Below are 12,296 nucleotides of genomic sequence, written 5' to 3'. Positions count from 1 at the left end.
CTTACTCTTCCGGTAGGAAGAGATATTCAGGAGAATCCCCACCGCCGCGAGAGACATAATCAAGGATGTCCCACCATAACTGATAAAGGGGAGTGCCAACCCCTTGATGGGAATCAATCCCATCACGCCGGCAATATTGATAAATGCCTCCAGGGCAATAATCATGGTCAATCCGGCAGCAAGAAGGGTACCAAAGAGATCGGGGACCTTAATGGAGATGAGAAAACCCCGGACAATAAAAACGGCAAAGAGGGAAATAATAATGGCCACCCCGATAAAACCCATCTCCTCGGCGGTAACTGCGAGGATAAAGTCGGTGTGCGGCTCAGGGAGATAAAAGAGTTTCTGCATGCTATCGCCAAGCCCCACGCCAAAGGTACCACCGGAACCAAAGGAGAGGAGTGACTGAATGATATGAAAACCTGAATCGAGGGGATCCTTCCAGGGGTCAAAGAAACTCATCAGTCTTTCCAGGCGGTAATTCTCGTGGATGACAAGCCATAACCCGATAGGGACAAACGCCGCCGCTATACCAGCAAGGTGCAGGATTCTGCTCCCAGATAAATAGAGCATCAGCATCATGATGATGACGGTGATTACTGCCGCGCCAAAATCTGGTTCTAACACGATCAGCCCGACAATAAGCAATGTGATGAACAGAGGAATCAGAATCCCCCGTTTGAATTCAGTTAAACGATCTGCCTTTCTCGAAAGAAAACAGGCGAGAAAGAGAACCATGGAGACCTTGGCCATTTCTGAAACCTGGAACGAAAACACCCCCAGTTTAAGCCATCGGGTGGCATGGCCTGCCCGAACTCCAAAGTGAGGAATCAGGAGCAGTGCAAGGAGAACCACCGACAGCATAATGCCGGGGTATGCCAATTTTTTCCACTGATGGTAGGGGATCTTCGTCAACATGACCATGATCCCCAACCCGAGGAAGACGAAAAAGAGCTGTTTTTTGATAAAATACTGTCCATCCTTGAACCGCTCCATCGCAAGGATAGAACTTGAGCTGTATATCATGGCAGTGCCGATGGTAATCAGGATCAACGTCACGAGAAGTAAGACAATATCCGGCCTCTTTTCAGGCAATCTGTTCATAGGCTTCTCACCACCTCTTTAAAGAACCTTCCCCTTGCCCGATAATCTGAAAACTCATCAAAACTTGCACATCCGGGGGAAAGCAGGACAACATCACCAGCAGACGAATGTTGCCAGGCCATCTCAATCGCCTCTGCCAGCGTGGCAACCTGTGCGGTTTTGACTATACCTCCGATCAGGGTGTTTATCCTCTCCTTTGCTTCACCAAAGAGAAGCAGTTCTTTGACCCTCTCTTTGACAAGAGAAGTCAGGAACTTGAAATCGCCCTCCTTATCCCTGCCCCCCATAAGCAAAATTACAGGCCTGGAAAAGGTTTCCAGTGCCCTCTGCACTGCACCCACATTGGTCCCCTTGGAATCGTCATAAAATGCCACACCATTTTTATCCCTCACAAATTCTATCCTGTGCGGTATCCCCCTAAAGGCCTCAACAGCCCTGATAATATTGTCAGATGAGCACCCGCATTCCCTGGCGGCAATCGCCGCGGCCATGACGTTTTCGATATTATGTCTGCCCGGTATCTTAACCATGGCGAGGGGATACTCCTCCCTCTTACCGTCACCACAATATACCAGTGAGTTAGCGTGGAGAGACATACCGTCCGGGAGCGTAGAAGAAGAACTGAAATACCGGATCCTGGCGGCGATTCTTTTTGACAGGGACTCTGACCGGGGATCGTCGGCATTGAGAATGGCGAGGTCTCCGGCCGTTTGATTCTCGAAGATCCTTTCCTTGGCCTGGCAATACGCCGCAAAGGTGCCGTGATAATTGACATGGTCACAGGTGGTGTTCAGGAGGGTCGCTATAAAAGGGTGAAAATGCTGAACCCACTGTAACTGGAAACTGCTGACCTCAACCACCACGTAATCGTCATCCTGTTTCCCCTCTACATAACCGATCAGTGGCTCACCGATATTCCCCACCACAGAAACCTTCTTCCCGCTCTTTTTCAGGATTTCCCCCATAAGAGTGACCGTGGTTGTTTTTCCGTTGGTGCCGGTGATAGCGATCATCGGCCGTTTTAAGAACCGCCAGGCAAGCTCAATCTCGCTCAAAATCGGTATCTTTCTCCTTACTGCTTCAGACAGAATAGGATTGAAGGGGGGCACACCGGGGGAGGGGATGACCATATCCGTCCGGGACAGAGAATAGGGGTCATAACTGCCGATTTCCAGATCTGCATGCAAATTACCCATTTCACGAAGGGTAACCTCCCATTCCGAGAGGGGTTTCTCATCGGTCACGGTCACCCTAACGCCCTGCCCGGTAAGAAAGCGGACCATGGCAACGCCTGTCTTACCGAGACCGATGACCAATATTCTCTTGCCTGCCATATCCATAGTAATCCTCAATCTCCCTTCCCTCACCTCAATTTCAGGGTACTGATAGCCAGAAGGGCAAGCAGAATAGAGATGATCCAGAACCGTACAATGATTTTGGGTTCCGCCCATCCCTTCAGCTCGAAATGGTGATGGAGCGGCGCCATTCTGAAGATGCGCCTCCCATGTGCAATCTTAAACCAACCGACCTGAAAGATAACCGAAAGAGTCTCCAGCACAAAGATCCCTCCCACAATGGCAAGGAGGATTTCCTGTTTTGTCAGGATGGCAAGGGTCCCCAGGGCACCACCGAGGGAAAGGGATCCCACATCCCCCATGAAAACCTGAGCCGGGTAAGCGTTGTACCAGAGGAAACCGATACCGGCGCCAACAATGGCGCCGCAGAAGATACTGAGCTCACCCGTCCCTGCAACGTAGGGTATTTGTAGGTAACCGGCAATTTTGGTGTTTCCTACCGCGTAGGCAAAGAAGAGATAAGTCATGAAACATGTAATGGCGGGACCGATCGCCAGGCCGTCCAGGCCATCTGTCAGATTGACAGCATTGGCGGCGCCCACAATGATAAATGTGGAAAGTATCACGTACCCCCATCCGAGGTCAGGTAAGATCGTTTTAAAAAAGGGGATGGTGACGTTAGAGGTAAAACCGGCCTTACGATACAGGATAATGCTGACAAAAAGGGCGATCATAATTTCTCCCGCCAGCCTGACTTTTCCCGGGATGCCATGAGCATTTTCATTCACTAATTTCCGATAGTCGTCCATAAAACCGATGAGGCCAAAACCGATGGTTACCATCAGGACAAGCCATATATAGTCCACGGTCAGATTCGCCCAGAGTAGTGTAGAGATGACAACGGCGAAGATAATCAAAATACCGCCCATGGTGGGGGTCCCCTTTTTTGACAGATGTGAGCCAGGCCCGTCTTCCCTGATGGGTTGGTCAATCTGGAGGGCATGAAGCTTCCTGATCAGCCAGGGGCCGATGACAAAACAAATCACTATTGCCGTAATCGTGGCAAAAATCGTCCTGAACGTAATGTACCGAAATACATTAAAGTAAGAACATGTATCATGCAGTGGGTATAAGAGATGGTAAAGCACTTTAAAGCTCCTTTAGGCACAAAGGCACAGAGTGGCAAAGGCACAAAGTTGTCATATTTATTTTTTACCTAAGCATTCGTTTTTTCTTTGTGCCTTTGTGTCTTTGCTCCTCTCAAGCCTACCTGATTCGCACCGGAAGCATAAAGACCAAATGCCCTAATAATTTCCTGAACGATCTCTTCCATTCTCATCTTCCTCGATCCCTTGACCAAGACCCAATCCCCTTTCTTTAAAGATGACTTAAGGTGAGCAACAATCTCGTCGGGGGTTTCCGGAAAGAATATCTGACTACCTGACATACCCCGTCTTATGGCACCTTTCGCCGTCGCCCGGGAAAATCTTCCTCTCAAGAAAATGGTGCCCACGCCGGTTTGGGCCATGAGAGACCCGATACCTTCGTGCATCTCCTCCACCTTTTCACCCAGTTCAAGCATATCGGCCATGATCACTGTGCTATTATGACTTTTTTTTAAATCCTCCAAGGTCTTCAGTGCCTCCCGAACAGATGCCGGATTGGCATTGTATGTATCGTCAATCAAAAAGGCTCCGTTTCTTAAGCGATGGACCTCCATACGCCCGGATAGGGGTTTAAAGGTCGCCAGGCCCCGGCAGATTGTGTGATATTCCATACCCAGCTGGCAGACAGCGACAGCGGCAAGGGCGTTGTAAATGTTGTGTAAGCCCACTGTCGCCATGGTAATTTCCTGGCCCATCCCACCTATCTTCAGGGTAAAACTCACCCCCTGCTCTCCCCTTGTTCTGATGTTTTCTGCCGACACATCGGCATCCCGGCTCATCCCGAAGGTTACCCGCCTTCCCTGCCACCGGCTGTCCAATTGCACCACTTCCCCATCGTCACAGTTGATAATGGCAACACCCTCCCCCGCCATGTTCTGGAAGAGATCGCCCTTTTCTTCCCTGATGACATCGAGAGACCCGAAACCCTCTAAATGAGCAGGGCCGATATTGGTGATCAGCCCTATATCGGGTGCGGCGATACGGGTCAGCCTGCCGATCTCTCCCGGTGTATTTGTTCCCATTTCGAGGATGACCACCTCATGTTGATCATTTATCCGAAAGATGGTCAGGGGAAGGCCGATGAGGTTATTAAAATTCCCCTCCGTCTTGACCACCTTCTTGGTAAGGCCGGCGATGTGAGCAGTCATCTCCTTGGTGGTCGTCTTTCCTGAACTTCCCGTGATGGCAATAACAGGAATGTGGAATCTCTTTCGCCAGAAATGGGCAATATCACCGAGGGCGCTTAGCGTATCATCCACACGGATTACGGTTATGTCTTTGAATTCTCCGTTGTCCGCATTGTCCACCGAATCTCTCTGGACGAGAAGCCCCACAGCCCCTCCCCTTACCGCAGCGCCAAGAAAGTCATGGCCGTTAAACCTCTCTCCTTTGAGAGGGACAAAGAGGTTTCCCTCTGACATATCCCTCGAATCTGTGGACACTCCATGAAACATCCTGTCGGCGCTACCACTGATCAGGGTCCCTCCCGTGGCCTTTAAAATTTCGTGACCCGCAAGGATGGGGGAGCGTGGGTTGTGGAAAATCCCCCCCTCCCCCCTTTGCGAAAGGGGGGCGAGGGGGGATTTAGTGTTCCCCATGCGGCGTTGGCCTGTCCATAACCGATTTATGACCTCTCTAACAACTTCCCTGTCGTCAAAGGGGAACCGCTGGTCCCCTATGATCTGATAATCCTCATGCCCCTTTCCCGCGATGAGGACAATGTCTGAGTTACCGGCAAGGGAGATGGCCTTCTCGATGGCCGTTCTCCGGTCGGGAATCACCACATAGCCTTTTTCAGTAATATTCTTATTAAGATCATCAGGAAGGTATCTTCTTATTGAACTGGCATGAATTCCCATTTCTATTTCCCTGATAATCTCTAACGGGTCTTCCGTGCGAGGATTATCTGAAGTCAATACGGCAAGGTCGGAGAATGTCGTGGCGGCCTTTCCCATGAGTGGCCTCTTCCCCCGATCCCTGTCACCACCACACCCGAAAACGGTGATAATTTTCCCCCTCTTAAGCTCAGATAAGTTCTCCAGCACCTTTTTCAGGGCATCGTATGTATGGGCATAATCCACGAATACCTGAGGTTGCCCCGCTTTGCTGATTACCTCCAGACGTCCCGGCGCCATTTTGAAGTTTTCAATGCCGGCCTGGATGCACCTTTCAGGGATATGAAGCAAAACAGCCGCTGCGGTAGCGGCCAATATATTGTAAAGATTGAACCTCCCCAGTAGAGGGGAGGAGACAGTAAATTGAGCCTGTCCTGTACGGATCGTTGCCTTTATCCCCTCTAAAGAAAGATTAAACTCCTCTGCGGCGACATCACATTCGTTTTCCATCCCGAATGTCAGAGAGGTCATCGCGATCTCTTTTACAAGTCTCTGCCCCCAGGGATCATCTATGTTTACGATCATCCTGTGTTCTTTACCCCCGGCCGGGAGAACCTCCTCAAAAAACCTCTTCTTTGTCTGGAAGTAGTTCTCCATCGTCTTGTGATAATCAAGATGCTCTGGTGAGAGGTTGGTAAAAATTCCCAGATCGAAGGCACAGTCATCAACCCTCTTTAAGTCAACGGCATGGGAGGAGACCTCCACAATGACATGGGTAATCCCGTCCTCTACCATTTCTCTCAGAATCTTCTGCATCTCAAATGACTCCGGGGTCGTGTTGGGCGCCGGTAACACCTTTCCCTTAAATCTGTAGTTGACTGTTCCCAGCACACCCACAGACAAACCTGCCGCCTGGAAAATGGATTCCATTAAATAGGTCACCGTTGTCTTTCCATTTGTCCCGGTAACACCGATAAGAAACATGAGAGAGGATGGGTGCAGATAAAAATTTTTCGCCAGCATTCCCAGTGCCCGGCGGCTGTTTACGACCTTTATGGCCGTTACTCCGGGAAACGAAAGAGATCCCTTTTCATAAACGATAAACCTTGCGCCCCGCGCGATAGCCTCCAAGATATAATCATGACCATCGGACTTAAGACCGGAAATGGCCACAAAAAGAGAATTCTCATGACAATTTTTTGAGTTATAGCAAAGGGAAGAAACCTCGCCGGTAAGGCTACCTCCGACCTTAAGCATCTCAACACCTTTCATTAAATGAGATAATTCCATATGTGACTGCTCAATACTTTTCCAAAACACAAAATTCAAATGTTCTAAACCGCTTTAAGTTTTGAATTTTAGTCATTTGATATTACTCAAGACTTATGACTTATGACTTACGACTTCAATCACCGGCGCTGAAAGAAACAGTACAGGAACGATGGTCTCTTATTGAGACACCTGGAGGCGGTTCCTGATTCACCGCCCAGCCATTTCCTCTCACATTGAGCTCGACATCTCTTTCCCTTGCCTTCTTCAAGGCCTCCCTGATGGTCATCCCTCTGAAATCCGGCACTACCGACTCATCCCCAGCAGTTTCCCCAACAGCATCGTCAGTCATCATCGCTGGTGTGGAGACGAGTTCGAATCTGCCGTTGATCCTTTCTTCTTCGAGAATGGGGAAGGAAGGTGAGACTCCTCTGATGTTTGTTTTAAAACACGTGACCATCTGCTCTCCGATATTTTTGAAGACAGGGGCCGCCGCCACACCTCCCCACTTGCCTCTCTGAGGCTCGTCGAGGGTAACCAGGATAGCTACCTGCGGATCCTCGGCGGGGAAAAATCCCATAAAGGAAGTCCTGACTTTTTCGGATGAGTAAACTCCACGGGCAAAATCAAATTTCTGTGATGTTCCCGTTTTCCCGGCGACAGACACATTGATGATGCGTGCATTCTTACCTGTACCGTCGTCATCCCCTACTACATCTGTAAGCATCGCGGTGAGCCTCTTCGCCGTGGCGGAGGAGATAACTCTCCTTACGACGGTCGGCCTATTCATCTTCACAATTTGTCCCTTTTTGTCCACCAATCCTCGTACAACGTAGGGTTTCATCAATACACCATCATTAGCTATAGCTGACAGCGCAGTGATTAACTGGATGGCGGTAACCGAGATGCCCTGCCCGAAGGCGATGGTCGCCGCATCAACTCTCCTCCACCTTTCTGATGGTCTGAGAAGTCCGGCAGACTCGCCAGGAAGATCGATCCCCGTCTTGGAACCAAATCCAAATCTCTTTATGTATTGATAAAACTTTTCTTTACCCAGCCTCTCAGAAACCTTAACAAAACCGATATTGCTGGAATACTTGATAATATCATGAAAGGAAAGGATGTTATATTTCTTCCTGTTTGCCTCGTGGATAATCCTGCCACCAACCAAATATCTCCCATTTTCACAATAAAACCTGTCGGTCTCCCTGACGACACCTTCTTCGAGGGCCCCTGCCGCCAGGAAGGGTTTAAAAATTGAACCCGGATCGAAACAATCGCTAATCGTCCTGTTTTTCCACTTCTCTGGATTGTAGTTGTTGGGATCGAACGCCGGCTCATTGGCCAGTGCCAGTATTTCACCCGTTCTGGGATCCATAACGATGGCAGAGGCGCCCTTCGCTCCTTTCGTCCGAACAGCCTCCCTTAACTGAGACTCAACAACGTACTGAATCCGGCTGTCAATTGTTAAAACGAGGTGATAACTTTCGTCCTCTGTACAGACAGATTTCTCAACCCGGGGATACAGTTTCTTTCCCTTGGCATCTCTTGCCCAGATCAGCTTCTCCGGTATTCCCTTCAGATGACGGTCATACCCCTGTTCCAGCCCCTCAAGACCATCAGAGTCTACACCGACAAATCCAATAAGATGGCCGGCCAGCTCTCCATTCGGATAAAAGCGTTTCGGTTCCTTGACTAAAAATATGCCGTCAATATTTTTTAGGAGATACTCTGCAGTTGCCACTTGATCAGGGGGGATTTTCCTTGCGAGAAAGCAGAAATTTTTATTTTTATAGTGGATAAGCTTTTGCAGGACAGTATCTTTATCAATATGGAGAAGGGAGGCCACTTTTCCGGCGATTTCATCAGGATTCTTCACCTTGGATGGATCGGCACAGACAGAATCTGCCATGATACTTGCCGCCAGTTTCTCGCCGTTTCGGTCAAAGATGATACCCCTTTCCGGGGGGAGTGACAAGGCCACAACGTGCTGCTTTTCTGCCATAGCTTTCAGGGTCTTGGAGGAGAGGACCTGAAGCTGCAACGCCCTTGATATGAGAGCAATAAAGAGGACCAGAAAAAATAACAGTAACGTTACTATTCTGAATCTCAGCCATTTTCCCGCTTCCATGGTCACTTTATCATCTCCCCCCGTAATCAAGCGTTCAGCTATCAGCCGTCAGCTTTCAGTAAAAACAAAGGCTTAAAAGGCTTTCCCCGTTAGATGTTTACTATTGACCGCTTACGTCTAGGAACGCAGTCATTTCAGAAGGACAACCTGCTCCCTCTCAGGGTAAGACATCTGCAATTTGTTTTTTGCAATCGCCTCGATACGCTGGGGCGATTTCAGGGTTGCGCATTCAACTTTCAGTTTTCTCTGCTCTTCAAGGAGTTGCTCCTTCACACTCATCTCCTCTGCCACTTGATATTCTAACTCTGTCATCTGGATGTGCGACCATACATAAACAAGGACCAAGGTCATGAAAATGACAGTAACAAAGATAAAGGTAGGATACTTTACTCTGGTAAATACCCTCTCGTTGTTTCGGACATCCTGTCCAATAACTTCCACTCGTGGCATTGCTCATATCCTCTCGGCCGTCCTGAGCTTAGCGCTTCTCGCTCTCGGATTGGACACAATTTCAGCATCACCGGGAATAACAGGTTTCCTGGTCAATACCTTCAACTTTGCCTTTCTCTCACAGGAACATGTAGGGAAATCAGGGGAACAGATACAACCCTTTTCCCAGGAGCGAAAACAGTTCTTTACAATCCTATCTTCCAGAGAGTGAAAGGAGATAATGGAAAACCTACCTCCCCTGCCCAGCATATCAATACCGCTATTTATCGCTCTTGTAAGGTTTAAAAGCTCGTCATTGACAGCTATCCTGATCGCCTGGAAGGTTCTAGTTGCCGGGTGTATTCTTTTTCGCCTGAACTGGGGAGGCAATGAAGCGACAACAATGGCGGCAAGCTCAGCCGTCGTCTTGATTGGAGATCGTTTCCTTCTTGCGGAGATCGCCTTTACAATTCTTCCCGCCATCATCTCCTCGCCATAATCTCTGATTATTCTTTCTAACTCTCTATCCGGAAGGGTGTTTATAAGATCATAGGCACTCTTTCCACGGCTACGATCCATACGCATGTCGAGAGGTGCGGGTAGAGAAAAACTGAAACCCCTCTCTGCCGTTTTAAACTGATGAGAAGAAACTCCCAAATCGAGGAGAATGCCATCAACTTTCTGGATGTTAAGATCTGCTAAAACATTGCCAATGTCTGCATAATTGGTCTTCACCAGGATTTTTCTGTTGCCAAAGGGCTTCAAGCGCCTTTCGGATTCAAGAAGAGCGTCGTCATCAATATCAATACCGATGAGCATGCCATCAGGTGATGTTTTTTTCAGTATCTCGTAGGCATGCCCCCCTCCTCCCAGGGTTCCGTCGAGGTAGATACCCCCCCGTTTACAACGAAGGGAGTCAACAACCTCCCCCACCATGACCGGCTTATGAAATTGGTCATCGGTCATTGGTCAATCGCCAATGAGGAAATTATATTCCTAAATCCGCCATGTACCTGCTGAAGCTGTCAATATCTTCGCCTGTGCTTTTCATTGCTTCCTCGAAACGTTCTCTGTTCCATATCTCGATCACCCTGATCATGCCTGCCAGAACGATATCTTTTTCGATCTTTGCATATTCCCTCAGATTGGGTGGAATCAGAACTCTTCCCTGGTTGTCAAGGGAACAGTCAACGGCACCTGACATGAAAAAGCGTTGAAAGGCCCTTACCTCTCTTCTTAAGAGAGAATGGTGAGTAACCTTCTCCTCGATTTCCCTCCATTCGTCATAAGGAAAAACCATCAGATAACCGTCCCAGTTTGTGATGACCAGTCTGTTGTCATATTTCTCCGCAAAGACCTCGCGCAGTTTCGCAGGAAAAATGACCCTTCCCTTGGCATCTATACTATGGTAATACTGGCCCCTAAATACAACAGACATCTGAAGTTTCCCTCCACAATAAACCACTTTACTCCACCTGGGCCAACTATAGAGAGGAAATGCGGGCTTGTCAAGAAAAAAAATTACTTTTTTTTCATTTTAATTTGATATTTTAAGACCGCCTGATTGTGAGCGGTAAGGCTGGATGAAAAGTGGTGGGAACCATCTTTTTTGGATACAAAAAAAAGATAGTCAACAGGTGCAGGATAAAGGACTGCGTATAACGAATCAATACCGGGGTTCCCAATGGGACCTGGTGGTAAGCCCTTTATTTTGTACGTATTATGAGGAGTATTTCTTCTTAAGTCACTTATTTTAATGTCTCCGTTAAAATGCTCGCAGTTATAGACCGCTGTGGGATCACTCTGTAGCTTCATTTTCCTTTTCAACCGGTTGTGAAAAACGGCGGATATCAAAACCTTTTCATCGCTACGCCCCGATTCCTTTCCGATGATAGAGGCAAGGGTCACAAATTCTGATACTGTCAATCCGATCTCTCCTGCTCTGTTTATCATCTCCGGGGTGACCTTTTTCCAGAATTGATCTACCATGATCTTAATGATTTCCCTTGTCCCCATAGCTCGGTTAAACATATAGGTGTCGGGGTATAGATATCCTTCTGCGGTGGTACCTTCTATGCCGAGAGAATTAAGGAATGATGGGTCTCTCGCAAGGGTCATAAACTCATCCTCATTAACAAGCCCCAGAGAAACCAGACGGACAGCGATTTCCCGCACTGTAATGTCCTCGGGAATAAGGATGGGGTGTTTTTTAATGTCACCCCTGACAAGTTTATCTATGACCTCTATGGGAGACAAGGAACTTACCAGCTCATATTCCCCTGCTTTGATACGTTTTGGGGCATTTTCCAATACGGCCAGTAAACAGAAAAAAGGCCTGTACTTTATCATGCCTGCTTTATAGAGAACATCAGTGACCTCGGAAAAACTGGTTCCTCTCGGAATATTGACCGTTGAGGTTCTGTTCTGATTGTCTGATGGGGTTTCAGCATAGTTCAGAAAAGACAGATAGAAGAAAGTGGGAATTATAACTACGATGACAGCGAGAGATATATTATATTTAGTGATTAATTTTAGCATCTCACAAACATTTGCCGGATATGTAAGGGGGAGATTTTTCCTCAGGGCTTGAGGGAATTCAGGTATCCCTGAAGGATCAGGCTGGCGGCGAGTTTATCCACCACATTTCTTCTCTTTTTCCTGCGCATATTAGCCCCGATAAGGATCTCTTCCGCCTCCTTCGTAGTCAGGGTTTCGTCCCATCTGATCACGGGAAGGGAAAATGTAGATTCAAGTATCCTGATAAAACGATTAACTTTTTCACACTGAATCCCCTCGGTGCCGTCGAGCCTTATCGGGTAACCGATGACGATTCTTTCCACACCATACCTTCTGATAAATCTAGCTATCGCTTCTATGTCCTGCTCTTGATTTTTTCTCGTAATGGTGGCAAGGACCTGAGCGGTAATTCCCAACTCATCACAAATCGCCACACCGATCCTTTTACTGCCGTAATCGAGACCCAAGATCCTCATTACGAGTTCCTTTTATAAGTTCAGACATCTGGAAATTTTGACATAAAATTGCTCATTGGGCATAGGAATTTGCC

Annotated in this window: 10 protein-coding genes; all 10 read right to left on the bottom strand. The window is 48.1% G+C overall.

All coding sequences use genetic code 11. The annotated features are described in order from the left end of the window. Positions 1 to 1,104 (bottom strand): putative lipid II flippase FtsW (gene ftsW / locus QMD03_07475; GenBank protein MDI6777063.1); only part of this gene is annotated, 1,104 nt, incomplete at its 3' end. Beyond that, positions 1,101 to 2,438 (bottom strand): UDP-N-acetylmuramoyl-L-alanine--D-glutamate ligase, encoded by a 1,338-nt coding sequence (gene murD / locus QMD03_07470; protein MDI6777062.1) that lies wholly within the window; start codon positions 2,436 to 2,438, stop codon positions 1,101 to 1,103. The genes ftsW and murD, both read right to left, overlap by 4 nt. 29 nt (positions 2,439 to 2,467) lie before the next feature. Then, positions 2,468 to 3,547: a phospho-N-acetylmuramoyl-pentapeptide-transferase gene (mraY, locus tag QMD03_07465; GenBank protein ID MDI6777061.1), complete on the bottom strand. Its 1,080-nt coding sequence runs from the start codon at positions 3,545 to 3,547 to the stop codon at positions 2,468 to 2,470. A 68-nt stretch (positions 3,548 to 3,615) separates the two neighbouring features. After that, a complete protein-coding gene (locus QMD03_07460) occupies positions 3,616 to 6,690 on the bottom strand; it encodes a UDP-N-acetylmuramoyl-L-alanyl-D-glutamate--2,6-diaminopimelate ligase (GenBank protein MDI6777060.1) in 3,075 nt (1,024 codons plus the stop codon). A 115-nt stretch (positions 6,691 to 6,805) separates the two neighbouring features. Next, a complete protein-coding gene (locus QMD03_07455) occupies positions 6,806 to 8,800 on the bottom strand; it encodes a penicillin-binding transpeptidase domain-containing protein (protein ID MDI6777059.1) in 1,995 nt (664 codons plus the stop codon). A gap of 129 nt (positions 8,801 to 8,929) precedes the next feature. Next, positions 8,930 to 9,250 carry a cell division protein FtsL gene (gene ftsL, locus QMD03_07450; protein ID MDI6777058.1) on the bottom strand — a complete coding sequence of 107 codons (321 nt, stop codon included), beginning with the start codon at positions 9,248 to 9,250 and terminating at the stop codon, positions 8,930 to 8,932. Positions 9,251 to 9,253: 3 nt separating this feature from the next. Beyond that, positions 9,254 to 10,195: a 16S rRNA (cytosine(1402)-N(4))-methyltransferase RsmH gene (gene rsmH, locus QMD03_07445; GenBank protein MDI6777057.1), complete on the bottom strand. Its 942-nt coding sequence runs from the start codon at positions 10,193 to 10,195 to the stop codon at positions 9,254 to 9,256. Between the two features lie 22 nt (positions 10,196 to 10,217). Beyond that, the gene (gene mraZ, locus QMD03_07440) at positions 10,218 to 10,667 is read right to left on the bottom strand and encodes a division/cell wall cluster transcriptional repressor MraZ (protein MDI6777056.1); all 450 of its coding nucleotides are present in this window, start codon (positions 10,665 to 10,667) and stop codon (positions 10,218 to 10,220) included. A gap of 83 nt (positions 10,668 to 10,750) precedes the next feature. Then, entirely contained in the window at positions 10,751 to 11,767 is a 1,017-nt protein-coding gene (gene mltG / locus QMD03_07435) for an endolytic transglycosylase MltG (protein MDI6777055.1), read from the bottom strand. A 41-nt stretch (positions 11,768 to 11,808) separates the two neighbouring features. Then, on the bottom strand, positions 11,809 to 12,222 hold the full coding sequence (ruvX, locus tag QMD03_07430) for a Holliday junction resolvase RuvX (protein MDI6777054.1): 414 nt from the start codon (positions 12,220 to 12,222) through the stop codon (positions 11,809 to 11,811). Between the last annotated feature and the right edge of the window lie 74 nt (positions 12,223 to 12,296).

It is taken from the genome of Syntrophales bacterium, assembly GCA_030018935.1.
In the GTDB taxonomy this organism is placed as follows: domain Bacteria; phylum Desulfobacterota; class Syntrophia; order Syntrophales; family CG2-30-49-12; genus CG2-30-49-12.
The sequence above is the reverse complement of the archived record's forward strand: the minus strand, read 5'-3'. Positions and strand labels throughout refer to the sequence as shown.

Coding starts and splice junctions, on each gene's coding strand:
- mltG (MDI6777055.1), bottom strand. CDS start 11,767: ATGCTAAAATTAATCACTAAATATAATATATCTCTCGCTGTCATCGTA.
- QMD03_07455 (MDI6777059.1), bottom strand. CDS start 8,800: ATGGAAGCGGGAAAATGGCTGAGATTCAGAATAGTAACGTTACTGTTA.
- ruvX (MDI6777054.1), bottom strand. CDS start 12,222: ATGAGGATCTTGGGTCTCGATTACGGCAGTAAAAGGATCGGTGTGGCG.
- QMD03_07460 (MDI6777060.1), bottom strand. CDS start 6,690: ATGGAATTATCTCATTTAATGAAAGGTGTTGAGATGCTTAAGGTCGGA.
- murD (MDI6777062.1), bottom strand. CDS start 2,438: ATGGCAGGCAAGAGAATATTGGTCATCGGTCTCGGTAAGACAGGCGTT.
- ftsL (MDI6777058.1), bottom strand. CDS start 9,250: ATGCCACGAGTGGAAGTTATTGGACAGGATGTCCGAAACAACGAGAGG.
- mraZ (MDI6777056.1), bottom strand. CDS start 10,667: ATGTCTGTTGTATTTAGGGGCCAGTATTACCATAGTATAGATGCCAAG.
- rsmH (MDI6777057.1), bottom strand. CDS start 10,195: ATGACCGATGACCAATTTCATAAGCCGGTCATGGTGGGGGAGGTTGTT.